Here is an 18945-nt window from a genome sequence, read left to right as displayed (position 1 = left end):
GGATGAGAAAACTGCTTAAGTATATCATGGATATTTATACAGTTCCCGCCGCCGCTTTTGTCAACATTGTCCTACAATTCTTGCCTTGACGCTGTGTGGCTGGCTCTGGACAATCCAGCCTTCTGCTTTTACTTAGGATGATTATGGAAGCCTGGATTCAACAACTGATTACGCAGTCCCTGGAGTGGGCGCTGTTTGCCGTTGCGCTGGTGACGTTTCTGGAGTCGCTGGCGCTGGTCGGGCTGTTGCTGCCAGGTACGGTAATGATGGCCAGTCTGGGTGCGCTGGTGGGCAGTGGCGAGCTTGGTCTCTATCCTGCCTGGGCGGCGGGCTTTGCGGGCTGCCTGATTGGTGACTGGGTCTCTTACGGTATCGGCTGGAAATTCCAGGGGCCGCTGCATCGCTGGAAGTATCTGCAAAAATATAAAGGCCTGCTGGATAAAACCGAGCATGCCCTGCATCAGCACAGCATGTTTACGATTCTGGTCGGGCGCTTTGTGGGGCCGACACGTCCGCTGATTCCGCTGGCGGCCGGTATGCTGGAGCTGCCAGTGCGTAAATTCCTGCCGCCGAACATTATTGGCTGCATCCTCTGGCCGCCGCTCTATCTGCTGCCCGGTATTCTGGCGGGTGTAGCGATCGATGTGCCCAAAGCCGCGCAGGGCGGCAGCTTTAAGTGGCTGTTACTCGGCGTAGCCCTGCTGATCTGGCTGGGCGGCTGGTTATGCTGGCGCTGGTGGCGCAGCGGCAAGAGCCGCGACTGGGCGACCGCCTGGCTGCCGCCTGAGCGTTTACGCTGGGCAGGACCGCTGGGGCTGGTGATCGCCGTTGCGGCGTTTGTGGGTATTCAGTTCCATCCGATGATGCCGGTTTTCCGTCATCTGCTGTGGCAAGTGTTCTTCGCCTGACGCTTAACGACGCGGGATGCCGAGGACTTCTGCCTCCCGCGTCTCGCCCGACAGCAGCAGTCGGGTCTCGCCATCCCAGTACACCCGTCCATCCACAATCACCACACTGCGCGGCGCAATCTGCTGTGCATCTTCAAGACTGTGCGACACCATCAGCAGCGTGATGCTGCGCGCTTCGCACACCGAACGCACCAGTTGCAGCATCTCGCCACGCAGCGCCGGATCGAGCGCAGAAAACGGCTCATCCAGCAACAGCACCGGCCGGTCACGCAGCAGACAGCGAGCCAGCGCCACGCGCTGACGCTGTCCGCCTGACAGTTCGCCCGGCAGGCGAGTCAGCAGATCGCCTAATCCCACCTGGTCGGCCAGTACGGTCAGCTGCTGACGCTGCCCAGCGCTGAGTTTTAATCCCGGATGCAGCCCCAGCGCCATGTTCTGCTGTACGCTGAGGTGCGGAAACAGGTTGTTCTCCTGAAACAGCATCGAAACCGGTCGTCTGGCCGGGACGCTGTGGGTGTGCACCTGGCCGTCAATCATCAGAGTGCCCTGTTTCACCGGCAGAAAACCGGCAATCAGGCTCAGCAGGGTGCTTTTACCCGCCCCGCTGGGTCCGAGAATCGCGATGCGCTCGCCGCGCGCGGCAGTCAGGCTGAAGCGCATCGGCAGATGCTGATAAAGGTAAGTGAGGTTATCAAGTGTCAGCATGGCGGCCTGGTAATTTTTCCATTAGCGTGAACAGCAATAAGCAGAGCAGCAGCAGCAGCAGAGCGGTAACCGCGCCATCTGCACCGCGATAGGCGCCAATCTGCTGATAAAGGTAGAACGGCAGTGTGCGGAAGTCGGCACTGCCAAACAGTGCCACCACGCCGAAATCACCAATCGACAGCACGCAGGCAAAGGCCAGCGCCTGGGCCAGCGGACGCTTCAGCGCCCGCAGCTCGATCAGCCGCAGCCGGTTCCAGCCGTGGATATCCAGTGAATCGCAAAGTCTGCCGTAGCGCTCTGCGACATCCCGCATCGGATTTTCCAGCACTTTCAGCGCATAGGGAATGGCGATTAGCGCATTGGTAAAGATCACCAGCCCGTCGGCCGACTCGGGCAGGCCGATGGTGGCGTTGAACAGCAGGAAAAAGCCGGTGGCGAGCACAATGCCTGGCATCGCCAGAATTAGCATGCCGCTGGTGTCGATCAACTGCGCTGCCGTCGGACGCTGACGCAGACGCAGTTCCCGACTGCTCCACAGCAGCATCATGGTCAGGACCACTGAGAGTAAACCGGCACCCATGGCGATGCGCAGTGAGGTAAAGGTGGCCTGCCACAGTGCAGGCTGTGCCAGCGCGCCACGCAGTCCGCCGTGCAGACCATCGACAATGACCGCCGCCAGCGGAGGCAGCAGCAGGATCAGCGCCAGCCCGATCAGCAGCGCATCCATCAGCTGTGCTGCACGGGAATCCTGCGGATCGCGCCAGTCGTTCAACTGACTGGTTCCGGCGGGAATCGCCTTGCTAAAGCGCTGGCTGAGCAGCACCAGCGTAAGGCAGCAGCCGAGCTGAATCAGCGCCAGCAGCGCCGCACGTCCGGGATCGTAGTCATAACTCAGCGCCTGGAATATTGCCAGCTCAATGGTGGTGGCCTGAGGACCGCCACCCAGCGACAGCACGGTGGCAAAGCTGGCGAAACAGAGCATAAAGATCAGCGCGCCGGTCGGCAGCAGCTGACGCCGTAGCCACGGCCACTCCAGCAGACGAAAATGGTGCCAGCCGCGCAGGTCGAGCTGCGCCGCCAGCTGACGCTGTTCAGCCGGGATGCTCTCCAGCGCCTGCAGCATCAGGCGGGTCGCCAGCGGCAGGTTAAAGAAGACGTGCGCCAGCAAGATGCCCGGCAGACCATAGGGCGAGAAGTGATAACCTAGCCCTGCCATCTGGCACAGCTGCGCCAGCCAGCCATTGCTACCGTAAACGGTCAGCAGGCCGAACACCGCGACCAGCACCGGCAGCACCAGCGTCATGGCGCACAGGCGCAGCAGCAGTTGGCGGCCTGGGAAGCTGCGTCGATAGAGCGCCCGCGCCAGCGGTACTGCAGGCAACAGTGACAGCAGGGCGGAGAGCAGCGCCTGAGCGAAAGAGAACGCGATAACGTGATGCAGGTAGTCATCCTGCAGCACGCCGCGTAAGTCCGTGTCCGGTGCGGCGCTCCAGAGTGCACCGAAGGCCAGAAACGCCACGAGTGTCAGTAACACCGTGGCGAGGGAACCGGGGATCAGCCAGCGCGGCATCAGCGGCTGACGGCGCGTTGCCACTGGCTAATCCAGCCCGAACGCTGGCTGGCAACCTCTTCCGGCGAGAACTGCAGAGCAGTTGAAGGCACGCTGAGCGCCGTGAAACCGGCAGGCAGAGGCGTGTCGATCACCGGGTACATCCAGTTGCCGGTGGGGATAGTGCGCTGGAAGTCAGGCGAGACCATAAACTTCATAAACTGCTGTGCCAGCGCGGGCTGTTTGCTGCTGGTTAACTGCGCGGCCACTTCAACCTGCAGATAGTGTCCCTCGGCAAAAGACGCGGCAGCATAGTTCTCTTTTTTCTCTTCGATGATGTGGTAAGCCGGTGAGGTGGTGTAACTCAGCACCAGATCGCCTTCACCCTTCAGGAACAGGCCATAGGCTTCACTCCAGCCTTTAGTGACCGTCACGGTTTTCTGCGCCAGCTTTTGCCACGCCTGCGGGGCCTGATCGCCATAGACCTTCTGCATCCATAGCAGCAGACCTAAGCCGGGCGTGCTGGTGCGGGGATCTTCGTAGATCACCCGCCACTTCTCCGGGCTGTCGACCAGCTCTTTCAGGCTTTTTGGCGGATTTTTCAGCCGGGTTTTGTCATAGACAAAGGCGAAGTAGCCATAATCGAACGGCACGAAGGTGGTGTTGTGCCAGCCATCGGGCAGTTTTAATGTCGAGGTGTCGACCTGACTTTCGGCAAACAGGCCAGTTTTTTGCGCCGCCTGCACCAGATTGTTATCCAGCCCCAGCACCACATCCGCTTTACTGTTTTTGCCTTCCATGCGGACGCGGTTCAGCAGCGAGACGCCATCTTCCAGCGTGACGAATTTCAGTTCGCAGTCGCACTGGGCTTCAAAGGCTTTTTTCACTGCCGGGCCAGGGCCCCAGTCGGCGGAGAAGGAGTCGTAGGTGTAGACCGTGAGAACTGGCTTAGCCGCCAGAACGGGGGCGGAGAGTAACAGCAGCACCGGCAGAACTTTGTTTAACACTTTGCGCTCCTTCAGGAGAATAGGGGATGAGTCGCAAAGGATCTGAGCACAGAGGCCTCTCAAATCCCTACGTCGGTATTAACCGAATCAGGTTCGACGGGTCTCTCTCAGCGGCTTGCTTGTGGCAGGCCGCACCCCGTTGAGAACGTCACATTCTAGTCATTTCAGCGCCGGGGCGAAAGCGTCACAGCGCTGGTGGCGCGAACCAGGCCGATTTAAAATCAAACCAGCCCAGGGTATTCATCCGTACGCCGCGCATGCTGCGCTGTCCTTCCAGTAGCAGCCAGTGATGAAACAGCGGATGCAGACCGGCTTCTTCGACTAATTGCTTGCTCCATTCGGCCAGCGGCAGTGTTTTCTCACGCCATCGGGCCGCATCGCCATGCCAGTCGATCGGCAGGCAGTGATGCAGCAGTGGAATCTCATAAAGTTGCGCGAACAGGGAGTAATTCAGCGGCAGGGTAAAGTTCACGCTGCCCAGCCAGATATCACTTTCCGCCTCGCCCTGATACCAGCTTTCGTAGCTGATCTCACGGGTCTCCAGCGTGACGCCATGCGCTGCCAGCAGCGGACGCAGTGCATTAGCGATACCTTCGTGCTCCACGTGCTGGCTGTACCAGGTCAGCGTCAGGTGCGTTAAGCCGGGCGGTTTTTCCACGGGCGTCAGATCACGGCGATGATGCCAGCGCGGCAGCAGACCATACGCCGGAAACCAGTAGCGCTGATAGCCGACGCCGGCATGATTGAGCAGGGCGATGGGGTTAAACAGGTAGCTGACCCAGCGCCGCACCGCCTCGTTGCGACCCTGCTCTGAACGCTGATCGAACAGCAGATAGTAGCAGCCCTCTTCAAGGCGGCTCTCCTCCTGAACTTCATCGACGCTGTCGCCCTGCAGTCGGACACCGGCATAGACCAGCTCATCGCTGATGTCGGGCAGGACCCAGATAGAGACATCATCAATCAGGGCGCGAAAACCGAAGTAGTCATCAAACGCTTCGATTTTCAGCTGGCTCTCCTGATTGCGGATCACCCGGTAGGGACCGGTGCCAACAGGCTGACGGGCAAAATCACGCAGTGTCGGCCATTCGCGCGGCAGGATCATCGCACTGACGCTGCCGAGCAGCCAGGGTAATCCCTCGTCGGGCTGGCTTAAACAGATATCCAGCGTCCAGGGGGCAGGCGAGTCAATCTGCGCGATATGGGAAAAGAGTGGATGGGCGCGCTGACGCTCCAGCGTGGCGAGCACATCCTCCATCTCCAGTTCTCTGCCGTGATGGAAGCGAATCGCCGGACGCACAAAGAAGCGCCAGTGAAGTGGGGAAGTCTGCTGCCAGTGGTGCGCAATATCGGGTTCGATTTCCCCGTTTTCCTCATTTATCCGCGTCAGGCCGTTAAAAATCTGTCGCGCAATATGCGTTTCCGAGCGCCGCAGCGGCGAACCGGGCAGCAGGTTAAGCAGCGGACGATAGTAGAGCACCCGCAGGATATGCTTGCCCTGGCGGAAACTGCGCCCCAGGTGTGCCCCAATCATCTGCCGCACCTGGTTTTTATCGCCCACCAGCTGGACCAGTTGATCGATGCGATCCTGTTCCAGCAGATCCTCAGCACGCTGCTGCTGCAACGCCAGACCGGTGTAGCAGAAGGTGAGTTGCGATCGCCTGCCGCGGCCGGCTTCCGCCTGCCAGATCAGCCATCCTGCAGCCTGCATCCGGTTGAGCAGATTACGCATATGACGGCGAGAGCAATGCAGCAGGTCAGCCAGTTCGCTGAGGGTAATCTCCTGCGTTTGCCCCTGGCAGCTCTGCCACAGGCGAATGAACTGCTGCTTCAGACGTGATGAGGACATAAAAGAGGAACTCCCGGTGAAAAGCGCTCTGTTTTTTCTGCCCCATTTTAAGAGCAAACTTTGCGCTATGGGAAGAGCGGGAGGCATTCAGCAGTGAATGGCGTTCGACCCTCACTTCGCTGTTCAGTGGAGTGCTTTTCTGAGTAGGGTGCATTTACACCGCCAGCAGATGATCTCTGCTGGCTTTTTTCATGTTGCGCGGTATCGTCTACCCTTCTTTTTCCCGTCTGTTTGTTCTGAAAGGGATTTCGCTATGAAATCGCTGTTAACGCGGCAGCGCCGCATCAATCCGGTTTACCTCGCTTTTATGGTTGCCTCGTTCATGCTGGGCATCGCGGGCGCATTACAGGCACCCACGCTCAGCCTGTTTCTGACGCGCGAGGTGCAGGCGCGGCCCTTCTGGGTCGGGCTGTTTTTCACCATCAATGCGGTGGCCGGTATCGTGGTGAGCATGCTGGTGGCTAAGCGCTCAGACAGCGTTGGCGATCGTCGGCATATCATTCTCTTCTGCTGCCTGATGGCGCTGATGAATGCGCTGCTGTTTGCCTTTACCCGCCACTATCTGACCCTGCTGACGCTGGGTGTAGTGCTGTCGGCGCTGGCCAGCGTCTCAATGCCGCAGCTGTTTGCGCTGGCGCGGGAGTATGCCGATCAGTCGTCACGGGAAGCGGTGATGTTCAGTTCGGTGATGCGTGCGCAGCTGTCGCTGGCGTGGGTGATCGGGCCACCGCTCTCGTTCGCGCTGGCGCTGAACTACGGTTTTGTGACGCTGTTTTTGGTGGCCGCTGCGCTGTTTCTGATCTGTATCCTGCTGGTCTGGTTTACGCTGCCATCTGTGCCACGCACGCAGCCGCTGATGCAAAGCGGCGGGCTGCCGATAAGCGGCTGGCGGGATCGGGATGTGCGGTTGCTGTTCATCGCCTCCGTCGTGATGTGGACCTGCAACACCATGTATATCATCGATATGCCGCTCTATATCAGCACCACGCTGGGGCTGCCGGAGAAGCTGGCTGGTTTGCTGATGGGAACGGCGGCCGGGCTGGAGATTCCGGTGATGCTGCTGGCGGGACATTACGCGCGCCGCATCGGCAAGCGGCGGTTAATGCTGATCGCGGTGGCAGCGGGCGTCCTGTTTTACCTGGGGCTGGTGTTGTTCAACTCCCGCACTTCGCTGATGGTATTGCAGCTGTTTAACGCGGTATTTGTCGGGATTATTGCGGGTATCGGGATGTTGTGGTTTCAGGATCTGATGCCAGGACGACCCGGCGCGGCGACCACGATGTTCACTAACTCGATCTCGACCGGCATGATTCTGGCCGGGGTGATTCAGGGAACGCTGAGTGAGCGGCTGGGACATGAGGCGGTTTACTGGCTGGCATTCGGGCTGGCGATCGTGGCGCTGGTGATGTCGGCGCGGGTGCGCGACGTATAAAAGAGAAGGGCGACAGGATGTCGCCCTCACAGTGCTGATAACGTCCGGCTCGGTGGCGGTAAGACCGAGCTGGCGAAGAGAACACGGTCAGATCGGAAAGTCGCTTAAGCCATCCCTGGCCGCTCGGCCCGCGCCGTCCCTGGCGCGGGACGCTTTCCTCTTCTGACCGTGTTCCCAGCGCATCAGGTTTTTTTATTGCTTTCAGATTCACCCTGATTTGGGTTTGTCAGCAGTCTGAGGGCGACCGAATGTCACCCTTCATTAACTCAATCAGCGCAGAAAAGCGGGCTGATTCTGCTCGTACTGCGAAATCGAGGCTTCGTGCTGCAGGGTCAGGCCGATGCTGTCGAGACCATTAATCATGCAGTGGCGGCGGAAGCTGTCGAGTTCAAACGGATAGACTTTATCGCCTGCGGTGACCGTCTGCGCTTCCAGATCGACCGTGAAGCTGATACCCGGCTGGGCCGCAACCAGTCTGAACAGCTCATCCACTTCCTCTTCGCTTAACTTCACCGGCAGCAGCTGGTTGTTGAAACTGTTGCCGTAAAAAATATCCGCGAAGCTCGGCGCAATCACCACGTGGAAACCGAAATCGGTCAGCGCCCAGGGCGCATGCTCACGTGAAGAGCCACAGCCAAAGTTCTCGCGCGCCAGCAGGATGCTGGTGCCTTTGAACTCAGGCTTGTTCAGCACAAAGCCGGGCGTCGGCACCGTACCAGCGTCATCTTCAAAGCGCCAGTCATGGAACAGATGCTGACCGAAACCGGTACGGGTGACCTTCTGCAAAAACTGCTTGGGAATGATCGCGTCCGTATCGACGTTCGCGGCATCCAGCGGTGCAACAATGCCAGTGTGCTGAGTAAATTTATTCGCCATGACTTAAGCTCCTGTCGTCAGTTCACGGATGTCGGCAAAGTGGCCGGTCACGGCAGCCGCCGCGGCCATCGCCGGGCTGACCAGATGGGTACGTCCACCACGGCCCTGGCGACCTTCAAAGTTACGGTTGCTGGTAGATGCGCAACGCTCGCCCGGATTCAGGCGGTCATTGTTCATCGCCAGGCACATTGAGCAGCCAGGCAGACGCCATTCAAAGCCCGCTTCCAGGAAGATTTTATCCAGACCTTCCGCTTCAGCCTGCGCTTTGACCGGGCCGGAACCCGGCACCACCATCGCGACCACGCCAGGCGCGACTTTGCGGCCTTTGGCGATAGCGGCGGCGGCACGCAGATCTTCAATACGTGAGTTGGTGCAGGAGCCGATAAACACTTTATCAATCGCAACATCGGTCAGTTTAATGCCCGGCTGCAGGTTCATGTAGGCCAGCGCTTTTTCCGCTGAGGCGCGCTCAACCGGATCGGCGAATGAGGCCGGGTTCGGGATCAACTGATCAACGGCAATCACCTGGCCCGGGTTGGTGCCCCAGGTGACCTGCGGTGCAATCTCTTCAGCATGCAGCGTCACTACCGCATCATACTTCGCGCCTTCATCAGATTTCAGGGTGCGCCAGTATTCAACGGCCTGCTCCCATTTCTCGCCCTGTGGGGAGAACTGACGACCTTTCAGGTAGTTGAAAGTAGTGTCATCCGGTGCTACCAGGCCCGCTTTCGCGCCCATCTCAATCGCCATGTTGCACAGGGTCATACGACCTTCCATGCTCAGCGCCTGAATGGCCGGGCCGCAGAATTCAACCACATAACCAGTACCGCCTGCGCTGCCGGTTTTACCGATGATCGCCAGCACGATATCTTTGGCGGTAATGCCGGTGGACGCCTGGCCCAGTACTTCAATCTTCATGGTTTTCGCCCGACCCTGTTTCAGGGTCTGAGTGGCAAATACATGTTCCACTTCAGAGGTGCCGATACCAAAGGCCAGCGAGCCGAACGCGCCGTGGGTGGCGGTGTGCGAATCGCCGCACACAATGGTCATGCCCGGCAGCGTCATACCCTGCTCAGGACCGATAACGTGGACGATGCCCTGGAATGGGTGATTCAGGTCATACAGCTGTACGCCAAATTCTTCGCAGTTCTTCATCAGCTCCTGCATCTGAATACGCGCCATCTCGCCCGACGCATTGATATCTTTGGTCTGGGTAGAGACGTTGTGATCCATCGTGGCAAAGGTTTTGCCCGGCTGACGGACTTTACGTCCGTGTGCGCGCAGGCCATCAAAGGCCTGTGGCGAGGTCACTTCATGGATCAGGTGACGATCGATGTAGAGTAACGGCGTTTCGTTCGGCGCTTCGTGGACGACATGTGCATCAAATAACTTCTGGTATAAGGTTTTCATTTTTTTATTTTTCCTCGGCGATAAAGCGGGCAATGATGCTGCCCATCTCATCTGTGCTGACCGCAGGGCCATCACCGGCTAAATCTTTGGTGCGGTAGCCCTGTTCCAGCGCACGGCTGATGGCGCGTTCGATACTGTCGGCTGCCGCATCGGCATTCAGGCTATAACGCAGCAGCAGCGACAGCGACAGAATCTGAGCGACCGGGTTAGCAATGTTCTGACCGGCGATATCCGGCGCTGAACCGCCCGCCGGTTCGAACAGGCCAAAGCCCGCTTCATTCAGGCTGGCTGACGGCAGCATGCCCATCGAGCCGGTGATCATGGCGCACTCATCAGAGAGAATGTCACCGAACAGGTTGGAGCAGAGCAGCACGTCAAACTGCGACGGGTCTTTGATCAGCTGCATGGTCGCGTTGTCGATATAGATGTGGCTCAGCTGCACGTCCGGGTACTCTTTTGCCACTTCATTAACAATTTCACGCCACATCACCGAGGTCTGCAGCACGTTGGCTTTATCCACCGAGGTGACTTTGTTGCGACGTTTGCGCGCCGATTCAAACGCGATACGGGCGATGCGCTCAATTTCGAAACGGTGATAGACCTCGGTATCAAAGGCACGCTCTTCCGGGCCGCTGCCTTCGCGTCCTTTCGGCTGACCAAAATAGATGCCGCCGGTCAGTTCACGAACACAGAGAATGTCGAAGCCCTTTGCGGCGATATCGGCGCGCAGCGGGCAGAAGGCTTCCAGTCCGCTGTAGAGCGCCGCCGGACGCAGGTTACTGAACAGCTTAAAATGCTTGCGCAGCGGCAGCAGCGCACCGCGTTCCGGCTGTGATGCCGGCGGTAAATGCTCCCACTTCGGACCGCCAACGGAGCCAAACAGGATCGCGTCGGCCTGCTCGCAGCCTGCAACCGTAGCCGGTGGCAGAGGTTCGCCGTGCTGATCGATAGCAATGCCGCCGACCGCATATTCCTGGGTGGTAATCTGCATATCAAAGCGCTGACGAATGGCATCCAGCACTTTCATCGCCTGTGCCATCACTTCCGGGCCGATACCGTCACCGGGTAAAACTGCGATATGAGAGGAGGTGGACATGGTTATACGGTTTCCTTCTGATCTTTAAATTTACGCTGCAATTCTTGTTCAACCTGACGGGCACGCCAGATATTGTTCAGGGCGTTGACCATCGCTTTCGCAGAGGACTCGACGATATCGGTCGCCAGACCAATGCCGTGGAATTTGCGGCCGTTGTAGCTCACAACGATATCGACCTGACCCAGCGCGTTCTCGCCGTGGCCTTTCGCGGTCAGCTTGTAGTTGACCAGCTCAGCGTCAAACTGCGTGATGCGGTTAATCGCCTGATAGACCGCATCAACCGGACCGTTACCGGTGGCGGCATCCGATTTAGCGACATCACCGCAGCCCAGATTGACAGAGGCGGTTGCGGTGATGCCGGAACCGGTCTGGACGTTAAATTCGTGCAGCTGGAAATGCTCCGGCTCTTCATTCTGTTTGTTGATGAAGGCCAGCGCTTCCAGGTCGTAATCGAAGACCTGACCTTTTTTGTCGGCCAGCTTCAGGAAGGCGTCATACAGCGTATCCAGATTGTAATCCTGCTCGGCATAGCCCATCTCTTCCATGCGATGTTTTACCGCCGCACGGCCTGAACGCGAGGTCAGGTTCAGCTGGATTTTGTGCAAGCCAATCGACTCTGGCGTCAGGATTTCGTAGTTCTCGCGATTCTTCAGCACGCCATCCTGATGAATACCGGAGGAGTGGGCGAAAGCGTTGGAGCCGACCACTGCTTTATTCGCCGGGATCGGCATGTTGCAGATCTGGCTGACCATCTGGCTGGTGCGGTAGATTTCCTGATGATTGATAGTGGTGTGCACGTTCATGATCTGCTGACGGGTTTTAATCGCCATGATCACCTCTTCCAGCGCACAGTTACCGGCACGTTCACCCAGCCCATTCATCGTGCCTTCAACCTGACGCGCGCCGGCCTGAACAGCAGCCAGGGCGTTACCGGTTGCCATGCCCAGGTCATCGTGGGTATGTACAGAGATAATCGCTTTATCGATGTTAGGAACGCGGTTCATCAGTTCGCTGATGATGTGAGCATATTCGCCTGGCAGGGTGTAGCCAACGGTGTCCGGGATGTTGATAGTGGTCGCACCGGCGTTAATCGTGGCTTCCACCATCCGGCACAGGTCATCAATGGGGGTACGGCCGCCATCTTCACAGGAGAACTCGACGTCACTGGTGTAGTTACGCGCACGCTTTACCATATGCACCGCACGCTCAATCACTTCCGGCAGCGTACTGCGCAGTTTGGTGGCGATGTGCATCGGGGAGGTCGCGATGAAAGTATGAATACGGAAGGCTTCGGCAACGCGCAGTGATTCATATGCCGCGTCGATGTCTTTCTCCACACAGCGCGCCAGTCCGCAGACCCGACTGTTTTTGATGGTGCGCGCAATGGTCTGTACTGATTCAAAGTCGCCTGGTGAGGAGACCGGGAAACCCACTTCCATCACATCCACGCCCATACGCTCCAGCGCTAAGGCAATCTGCAATTTTTCTTTCACACTCAGGCTGGCCTGTAATGCCTGCTCACCATCGCGCAGAGTGGTATCGAAAATAATGACTTGCTGGCTCATCGTATTCATCCTTTTGCTTTTTTCGGGCCTGGCAACGAGCATAAAAAAACCCGCGACAGGCGCGGGTTTTTAACTTTCAGCAGGTTTGAATCAGTGTTTGATTCCGCCCACAAGTCTACCGCGCAAGCTGAGTGCGTTTAGTAGTAGACCGAGAAGGCGAACAGAACGAAACATGGATTCAAACCTTATAAAATGTTGTGCTGTACATATTGGTACTGGAATCGCTCAGGGATGTCAACCTTCAATGCAGGGGTATTATCCGGGACGATGAAGGAAGATATTCTGTTATTTAACGGTCAGGCAGCGTAATGAACAGCGCGTCAGTCACTGCGTAAGCAATCAGCCCCGGAAGGCTGCCTTTTATGGGCTGTTTAAAGATTTATTCTATTGAAAAATAATAATTTTATTGGTTTGCAGCCTAGCAGCACCACAGGATTTATCACCTGTCGGTTAGCATAATCGAATGCGCTTGCGTGATTTACTGGTTAATTACGCCAGAAAAGAAAAGCGTCAGGCGATTGTGGGCTATTGCAGGCGGTAATAAGTTTTCGTTATTTCTTATATCACGCTGAAAATAATTTCTTACTTAGCATTTTCGTCTGCGGTTCTGCGACGTAATTAGTTTAATCCGCGCAGCCAATTCTTATCAGGCAGAGCCTTTACGTCCCGGCCTTTTAATTTACGCGGGTTTGCGGTTTGCCTGCCCGGTTAACTGCGGTTATGGTAATTGACCTACTCTCAGAACAATGAACTCAACAGATTTCTCTGTAACCGGACAGCGGCACATGTTTTCGCTGTCGTGCATAAACATAAGATTTTGATTGGCAAAGCAGGCACCAGGGCAACGTGTTACACACCAACGGGCGTAGTAACCGGGCCGGGTCCTCAAGCCTGGAGGCAGAAGATGGAGATGTTGTCAGGAGCCGAAATGGTCGTCCGTTCGTTAATCGATCAGGGCGTTAAGCAGGTATTCGGTTATCCGGGTGGCGCAGTCTTAGATATCTATGATGCGCTGCAAACCGTCGGGGGTATCGATCACATTCTGGTGCGCCATGAGCAGGGCGCGGTGCATATGGCTGACGGTCTGGCGCGTGCTACTGGTGAAGTTGGCGTGGTGCTGGTTACCTCAGGACCCGGTGCAACCAATGCAATTACAGGTATCGCTACCGCCTATATGGACTCGATTCCGCTGGTGATCCTGTCGGGTCAGGTTCCCTCGTCGCTGATTGGCTATGATGCCTTTCAGGAGTGCGACATGGTCGGCATCTCTCGTCCGGTGGTGAAGCACAGCTTCCTGGTAAAAAGCACCGAAGAGATCCCAACCGTACTGAAAAAGGCATTCTGGCTGGCCTCCAGCGGACGTCCGGGACCGGTGGTGATCGACCTGCCAAAAGATATTCTGAACCCGGCCAACAAACTGCCTTATCACTGGCCGGACTCGGTAAGCATGCGCTCCTACAACCCGACCATTCAGGGTCACAAAGGGCAGATTAAGCGCGCGCTGACCACCTTGCTGGCCGCGAAGAAGCCGGTGATTTACGCGGGTGGCGGGGCCATCACCGCTGGCTGCGAAGCGGAACTGTTACAGCTGGCCGAAAGCCTGAATATTCCGGTGACAACTTCGCTGATGGGCCTGGGCGCGTTTCCGGGTACCCACCGTCAGTGCGTCGGCATGCTCGGTATGCACGGCACGTACGAAGCCAACATGACGATGCACAATACCGACCTGATTTTTGGTATTGGTGTTCGCTTCGATGATCGCACCACTAATAACCTGGCGAAATATTGTCCCAACGCCACGGTGATGCACATCGATATCGACCCTACCTCTATTTCCAAGACGGTCGCGGCGGATATCCCGATCGTAGGTGATGCGAAACAGGTACTGCAGCAGATGCTGGATTTGCTGGCGCAAAGCGACACGCCATCGCGTGCTGAGAGCCTGCACGACTGGTGGCAGGCGATCGAAGGCTGGCGCAGTCGTCACTGCCTGGAATTTGATCGCACCAGCGATAAAATTAAACCACAGGCCGTAATTGAAACCATCAGCCGTCTGACCAAAGGCGATGCGTACGTCACGTCGGATGTGGGCCAGCATCAGATGTTTGCTGCGCTCTATTATCCTTTCGACAAACCGCGCCGCTGGATCAACTCCGGCGGTCTGGGCACCATGGGCTTTGGTCTGCCTGCTGCGCTGGGCGTTAAGATGGCGTTGCCGGAAGAGACCGTCATCTGCGTAACGGGCGATGGCAGTATCCAGATGAACATTCAGGAGCTCTCTACAGCACTGCAGTACGATCTGCCGGTGCTGGTGCTGAACCTGAATAACCGGGTGCTGGGCATGGTGAAGCAGTGGCAGGATATGATCTATTCCGGTCGTCACTCCCAGTCTTATATGGAGTCGCTGCCTGACTTCGTGCGTCTGGCGGAAGCCTACGGTCATGTCGGCATCGCGATTGAACATCCGGCTGAGCTGGAAGAGAAACTGACGCTGGCGCTGGAAACGCTGGCGAAAGGACGTCTGGTGTTTGTGGATGTCACCGTTGACGGTAGCGAGCACGTTTACCCGATGCAGATTCGCGGTGGCAGCATGGATGAGATGTGGTTAAGCAAAACGGAGAGGACATAATTATGCGTCGCATTTTATCAGTTCTGCTGGAGAACGAATCCGGCGCATTATCCCGTGTCGTCGGTCTGTTTTCGCAGCGCGGCTATAACATTGAAAGCCTGACTGTGGCACCGACCGACGATCCCACGCTGTCGCGGATGACCATTCAGACGGTGGGCGATCAGAAGGTGCTGGAGCAGATTGAAAAGCAGCTGCACAAGCTGGTGGATGTGCTGCGCGTTACCGAACTGGGGCAGGGCGCCTATGTTGAACGTGAAATCATGCTGGTGAAGATTCAGGCCAGCGGTTATGGCCGTGAAGAGGTGAAACGAAACGCCGAGATCTTCCGCGGTCAGATCATTGACGTGACGCCAACGCTGTACACGGTTCAGCTTGCAGGCACCAGTGACAAACTGGACGCTTTCCTGAATACCGTCCGCGATGTTGCCGAAATTATTGAAGTGGCACGCTCCGGGATCGTGGGCGTTTCACGCGGCGATCGCATCATGCGTTAATTACGCTCCGTCATCATCAATCCTCACCTAACCCGGCGAAATGCCGGGTTTTTTTATTTTTTATGCGCCAGGCGGGTTACATTCAGAAAAGCGGTTGCTCCGCGCACTTTTCTGCTGTTAGATGATAGTCATAAGTTATCCATAGCTTAACTGCGGCTATTTTTGCCGTTAAAGCGGATTTGATGGTGGGGTTATCGTGAAACTGGATGAAATTGCGCGTCTGGCAGGCGTATCGCGCACCACGGCCAGTTATGTGATCAATGGTAAAGCGCGGCAGTATCGTGTCAGCGACAAAACCGTTGAAAAAGTCATGGCGGTGGTACGTGAGCATAATTATCACCCTAATGCGGTGGCTGCCGGGCTACGTGCCGGGCGAACGCGCTCCATTGGGTTAGTGATTCCCGATCTGGAAAATACCAGCTATACCCGTATTGCGAACTATCTGGAGCGCCAGGCGCGTCAGCGCGGCTATCAGCTGCTGATCGCCTGTTCTGAAGACCAGCCTGATAACGAGATGCGCTGCATTGAACATCTGTTACAGCGGCAGGTCGATGCGATTATCGTCTCTACCTCATTACCGCCAGAGCATCCCTTTTATCAGCGCTGGATCAACGATCCCCTGCCGATTATCGCGTTAGACCGCGCGCTGGATCGTGAACATTTTACCAGCGTAGTGGGTGCCGATCAGGATGATGCACAGACGCTGGCCGCTGAACTGCGTCAGCTTGAGGTTAAAAATGTGCTGTTCCTTGGCGCGTTACCTGAGCTCTCAGTAAGTTTCCTGCGGGAGATGGGGTTCCGCGATGCCTGGAAAGACGATCCCCGTCCGATTGACTACATCTACTGCAACAGCTTCGAACGCACCGCCGCTGCCGCGCTGTTTGAAAAATACCTTGAAGATCATCCGATGCCGGAGGCGCTGTTTACCACCTCATTTGGTCTGCTGCAGGGTGTCATGGATGTGACGCTGAAACGTGACGGAAGGCTGCCGACCGAGCTGGCCATTGCCACCTTTGGCGACCACGAATTACTGGACTTTCTTGAGTGTCCGGTACTGGCGGTGGGTCAGCGTCATCGTGACGTGGCAGAGCGTGTACTGGAATTAGTTTTAGCCTCGCTGGATGAACCCAGAAAACCGAAACCGGGTTTAACCCGCATTCGTCGTAATTTATACCGTCGCGGACAATTAAGCAGAAAAGTTAAATGAGTAACGGGCAGTATTATGCTGCCCGCCCATTTTATTTCCGTGATGTACTGATTAAATAAACAGGTCGACGTAAAAAAGCGTAAATTCTGCTCATCAAATCTAACAAAGTCGACAGGCTTATTTTTATTATCTGCTTACAACTTCAACAAACTTCCTGCCCCGTCTCGCCTGAAGCTGCTGTGCTTCCTTTCGGAAATCCCCTAAAATGCCGCCGCTGTCTCAGAAACTACGATAAATATTCAGCGCTGCATGTTGTTTCATTTTTAGTCGTTTTTTTGTGGGTCCTTATTTTTATTCAGGTATTCATTGGCTTAATTTTTACTTTCCCTTTTTATTCGTTTATATCGTCGCCAGAGATTAATTTTGCGCTCTGTAAAGAGTGATATTCAACTACCGCTCCGGCTTGACAAGGATTTCATGGGATCCTTAAACTCGTTTCGTGGTAAAAAGTGGGATAAAGTGGCGTAAATGGGTGACCAGGAGGAGAGACTGGCATGTTCCGCGGAGCAACGTTAGTCAATCTCGACAGCAAAGGGCGGCTCGCCGTACCCACGCGATATCGCGATTTGCTGATTGGGGAATCTCAGGGGCAGATGGTCTGTACCATCGACCTCCACCAGCCATGCCTGTTGCTTTATACCCTGCCCGAATGGGAAATCATTGAAAAAAAGCTGGCACGCCTTTCCAGCATGAATCCACTTGAGCGCCGCGTACAGCGTTTGCTGCTGGGACATGCCAGTGAATGTCAGATGGACAATGCAGGCCGCCTGCTGCTGGCAAATACGCTTCGGCAGCACGCAAAATTAACCAAAGAAGTGATGCTGGTTGGACAGTTCAACAAGTTTGAGCTGTGGGATGAACAGACCTGGTATCAACAAGTCAGGGACGATATTGACGCAGAACAGTCGGCTCAGGAGCCTTTATCTGAGCGGTTGCAGGACTTGTCGCTATAGCTATGCAGGAAAATTTCAAACATACCACCGTACTGTTGGATGAGGCGGTTAACGGCCTCAATATCAGGGAAGACGGTATTTACATCGACGGCACTTTTGGCCGTGGTGGCCATTCACGCCTGATTCTTTCGCAACTGGGAGAGAAGGGAAGGCTGATCGCCATCGATCGCGATCCGCAAGCTATCGCCGCTGCCGCTGAGATCACCGATCCGCGTTTTTCAATTATCCATGGCCCTTTTTCCGCGCTGGCAGAGTATGTCGCTGAACGGGATTTAGTCGGGAAAATTGACGGCATTTTACTCGATCTGGGGGTTTCATCACCGCAACTGGATGACGCCGAACGCGGCTTCTCCTTTATGCGTGACGGACCACTGGATATGCGCATGGACCCTTCGCGCGGTCACTCCGCCGCAGAATGGTTACTGCACGCGGAAGAAGCGGATATCGCCTTCGTCCTGAAGACCTACGGTGAAGAGCGATTCTCTAAACGTATTGCCCGGGCCATTGTCGAGCGCAATCGTGAACAGCCGATGACCCGCACCCGGGAGCTGGCTGAAGTGATCTCTGTCGCCATGCCGGTGAAAGATAAGTTTAAGCATCCGGCTACACGCAGCTTCCAGGCCATTCGTATCTGGATTAACAGCGAACTGGAAGAGATCGATATTGCTCTGAAAGGGGCGGTTGAGGTGCTGGCACCACAGGGGCGCCTCTCTGTTATCAGCTTCCATTCACTGGAAGATCGGCTGGTGAAGCGCTTTATGCGCGATCAGAGTCGCGGGCCACAGGTGCCAGCCGGGATACCGATGACTGAACATCAGCTGCGAGCGCTGGGCGGGCGTGAGCTGAAGCTGCTTGGCAAGATGTCACCGGGTGATGCTGAAGTCTCTGAAAATCCACGTGCGCGCAGTTCGGTATTACGTATCGCGGAGAAAACCGACGCATGATCGGTAATGAGCGCCACAGTCTGCCCGCCGTCATCGGCGGGGATTTGCTGCGAAAAGGCAAGATTCCGGTGCTGTTGCTGATCGCTGTGGTGGTGTCTGCCGTGCTGGTGGTCACCACCACCCATAAAACACGACTGCTGACCGCGCAGCGCGAACAGCTGGTGCTGGAGCGTGATGCGCTGGATATCGAGTGGCGCAACCTGATTCTGGAAGAGAATGCGCTGGGCGACCATAGCCGGGTTGAACGCATCGCCACCGAAAAGCTGCAGCTGCAGCACGTTGATCCTTCACAAGAAAATATCGTGGTGCAGAAATAAGGATTTC

The 18945-nt window shown here is 56.4% G+C and carries 17 protein-coding genes and 1 riboswitch; of the genes, 8 read left to right on the top strand and 9 right to left on the bottom strand.

The features are described 5' to 3' along the window. Positions 1–143 precede the first annotated feature (143 nt). On the top strand, positions 144–908 hold the full coding sequence (locus IBT54_RS13655; protein WP_095707664.1) for a DedA family protein: 765 nt from the start codon (positions 144–146) through the stop codon (positions 906–908). A 3-nt stretch (positions 909–911) separates the two neighbouring features. On the opposite strand, the gene thiQ is transcribed toward IBT54_RS13655, so the two are convergent. From thiQ to sgrR, 4 genes are all read right to left on the bottom strand, one after another. Further along, positions 912–1613, bottom strand: a complete 702-nt coding sequence (gene thiQ / locus IBT54_RS13650) for a thiamine ABC transporter ATP-binding protein ThiQ (RefSeq protein WP_201252305.1) — start codon at positions 1611–1613, stop codon at positions 912–914. Then, positions 1600–3207, bottom strand: coding sequence for a thiamine/thiamine pyrophosphate ABC transporter permease ThiP (thiP, locus tag IBT54_RS13645; protein ID WP_201252304.1), 1608 nt, complete (start codon positions 3205–3207; stop codon positions 1600–1602). Before thiP ends, thiQ begins: the two co-directional genes overlap by 14 nt. Next, a complete protein-coding gene (gene thiB / locus IBT54_RS13640; RefSeq protein ID WP_033781845.1) occupies positions 3183–4169 on the bottom strand; it encodes a thiamine ABC transporter substrate binding subunit in 987 nt (328 codons plus the stop codon). Before thiB ends, thiP begins: the two co-directional genes overlap by 25 nt. 46 nt (positions 4170–4215) lie before the next feature. Continuing rightward, positions 4216–4318: riboswitch (TPP riboswitch) on the bottom strand. A 35-nt stretch (positions 4319–4353) separates the two neighbouring features. After that, complete coding sequence (gene sgrR / locus IBT54_RS13635; RefSeq protein WP_201252303.1) at positions 4354–6015, bottom strand: HTH-type transcriptional regulator SgrR; 1662 nt, start codon at positions 6013–6015, stop codon at positions 4354–4356. Between the two features lie 253 nt (positions 6016–6268). On the opposite strand from sgrR, the gene IBT54_RS13630 reads away from it, so the two are divergent. Then, positions 6269–7447 (top strand): MFS transporter, encoded by a 1179-nt coding sequence (locus IBT54_RS13630; RefSeq protein ID WP_201252302.1) that lies wholly within the window; start codon positions 6269–6271, stop codon positions 7445–7447. A gap of 270 nt (positions 7448–7717) precedes the next feature. Here the strand turns inward: IBT54_RS13630 and leuD are convergent, their stop codons facing one another. The 5 genes from leuD to leuL all read right to left on the bottom strand — a co-directional run bounded on the left by leuD (position 7718) and on the right by leuL (position 12568). Continuing rightward, positions 7718–8323 (bottom strand): 3-isopropylmalate dehydratase small subunit, encoded by a 606-nt coding sequence (leuD, locus tag IBT54_RS13625; protein ID WP_003854779.1) that lies wholly within the window; start codon positions 8321–8323, stop codon positions 7718–7720. A 3-nt stretch (positions 8324–8326) separates the two neighbouring features. Then, positions 8327–9733, bottom strand: coding sequence for a 3-isopropylmalate dehydratase large subunit (gene leuC, locus IBT54_RS13620; protein WP_013356753.1), 1407 nt, complete (start codon positions 9731–9733; stop codon positions 8327–8329). Positions 9734–9737: 4 nt separating this feature from the next. Next, on the bottom strand, positions 9738–10829 hold the full coding sequence (gene leuB, locus IBT54_RS13615; RefSeq protein WP_098051507.1) for a 3-isopropylmalate dehydrogenase: 1092 nt from the start codon (positions 10827–10829) through the stop codon (positions 9738–9740). Between the two features lie 2 nt (positions 10830–10831). After that, positions 10832–12394, bottom strand: a complete 1563-nt coding sequence (gene leuA / locus IBT54_RS13610; RefSeq protein WP_033781852.1) for a 2-isopropylmalate synthase — start codon at positions 12392–12394, stop codon at positions 10832–10834. Positions 12395–12484: 90 nt separating this feature from the next. Next, positions 12485–12568 (bottom strand): leu operon leader peptide, encoded by an 84-nt coding sequence (gene leuL, locus IBT54_RS25470; RefSeq protein WP_099257765.1) that lies wholly within the window; start codon positions 12566–12568, stop codon positions 12485–12487. Between the two features lie 730 nt (positions 12569–13298). On the opposite strand from leuL, the gene ilvI reads away from it, so the two are divergent. From ilvI to ftsL, 6 genes are all read left to right on the top strand, one after another. Beyond that, on the top strand, positions 13299–15023 hold the full coding sequence (ilvI, locus tag IBT54_RS13600; RefSeq protein WP_201252301.1) for an acetolactate synthase 3 large subunit: 1725 nt from the start codon (positions 13299–13301) through the stop codon (positions 15021–15023). 2 nt (positions 15024–15025) lie between these two features. Then, positions 15026–15517, top strand: a complete 492-nt coding sequence (ilvN, locus tag IBT54_RS13595) for an acetolactate synthase small subunit (RefSeq protein ID WP_013356757.1) — start codon at positions 15026–15028, stop codon at positions 15515–15517. Between the two features lie 196 nt (positions 15518–15713). Next, positions 15714–16724 carry a catabolite repressor/activator gene (gene cra / locus IBT54_RS13590; protein ID WP_013356758.1) on the top strand — a complete coding sequence of 337 codons (1011 nt, stop codon included), beginning with the start codon at positions 15714–15716 and terminating at the stop codon, positions 16722–16724. Positions 16725–17218: 494 nt separating this feature from the next. Continuing rightward, complete coding sequence (gene mraZ / locus IBT54_RS13585) at positions 17219–17677, top strand: division/cell wall cluster transcriptional repressor MraZ (protein WP_009092149.1); 459 nt, start codon at positions 17219–17221, stop codon at positions 17675–17677. Positions 17678–17679: 2 nt separating this feature from the next. Next, a complete protein-coding gene (gene rsmH / locus IBT54_RS13580) occupies positions 17680–18621 on the top strand; it encodes a 16S rRNA (cytosine(1402)-N(4))-methyltransferase RsmH (RefSeq protein WP_013356759.1) in 942 nt (313 codons plus the stop codon). Continuing rightward, positions 18618–18938 (top strand): cell division protein FtsL, encoded by a 321-nt coding sequence (gene ftsL / locus IBT54_RS13575; RefSeq protein WP_003854764.1) that lies wholly within the window; start codon positions 18618–18620, stop codon positions 18936–18938. Before rsmH ends, ftsL begins: the two co-directional genes overlap by 4 nt. The last annotated feature ends 7 nt before the right edge of the window (positions 18939–18945 follow it).

Source organism: Pantoea sp. S62 (genome assembly GCF_016658625.1).
Taxonomy (GTDB): domain Bacteria; phylum Pseudomonadota; class Gammaproteobacteria; order Enterobacterales; family Enterobacteriaceae; genus Pantoea; species Pantoea vagans.
Note: the sequence above shows the minus strand (reverse complement) of the source record. Positions and strands in the feature narration are given on the sequence as shown.

What these genes read in the sequence shown, in the direction of transcription:
- leuC (WP_013356753.1), bottom strand. Translation starts at nt 9,733, where the DNA reads ATGAAAACCTTATACCAGAAGTTATTTGATGCACATGTCGTCCACGAA.
- ftsL (WP_003854764.1), top strand. Translation starts at nt 18,618, where the DNA reads ATGATCGGTAATGAGCGCCACAGTCTGCCCGCCGTCATCGGCGGGGAT.
- leuB (WP_098051507.1), bottom strand. Translation starts at nt 10,829, where the DNA reads ATGTCCACCTCCTCTCATATCGCAGTTTTACCCGGTGACGGTATCGGC.
- ilvN (WP_013356757.1), top strand. Translation starts at nt 15,026, where the DNA reads ATGCGTCGCATTTTATCAGTTCTGCTGGAGAACGAATCCGGCGCATTA.
- sgrR (WP_201252303.1), bottom strand. Translation starts at nt 6,015, where the DNA reads ATGTCCTCATCACGTCTGAAGCAGCAGTTCATTCGCCTGTGGCAGAGC.
- rsmH (WP_013356759.1), top strand. Translation starts at nt 17,680, where the DNA reads ATGCAGGAAAATTTCAAACATACCACCGTACTGTTGGATGAGGCGGTT.
- leuD (WP_003854779.1), bottom strand. Translation starts at nt 8,323, where the DNA reads ATGGCGAATAAATTTACTCAGCACACTGGCATTGTTGCACCGCTGGAT.
- IBT54_RS13630 (WP_201252302.1), top strand. Translation starts at nt 6,269, where the DNA reads ATGAAATCGCTGTTAACGCGGCAGCGCCGCATCAATCCGGTTTACCTC.
- ilvI (WP_201252301.1), top strand. Translation starts at nt 13,299, where the DNA reads ATGGAGATGTTGTCAGGAGCCGAAATGGTCGTCCGTTCGTTAATCGAT.
- thiQ (WP_201252305.1), bottom strand. Translation starts at nt 1,613, where the DNA reads ATGCTGACACTTGATAACCTCACTTACCTTTATCAGCATCTGCCGATG.
- IBT54_RS13655 (WP_095707664.1), top strand. Translation starts at nt 144, where the DNA reads ATGGAAGCCTGGATTCAACAACTGATTACGCAGTCCCTGGAGTGGGCG.
- mraZ (WP_009092149.1), top strand. Translation starts at nt 17,219, where the DNA reads ATGTTCCGCGGAGCAACGTTAGTCAATCTCGACAGCAAAGGGCGGCTC.
- leuA (WP_033781852.1), bottom strand. Translation starts at nt 12,394, where the DNA reads ATGAGCCAGCAAGTCATTATTTTCGATACCACTCTGCGCGATGGTGAG.
- leuL (WP_099257765.1), bottom strand. Translation starts at nt 12,568, where the DNA reads ATGTTTCGTTCTGTTCGCCTTCTCGGTCTACTACTAAACGCACTCAGC.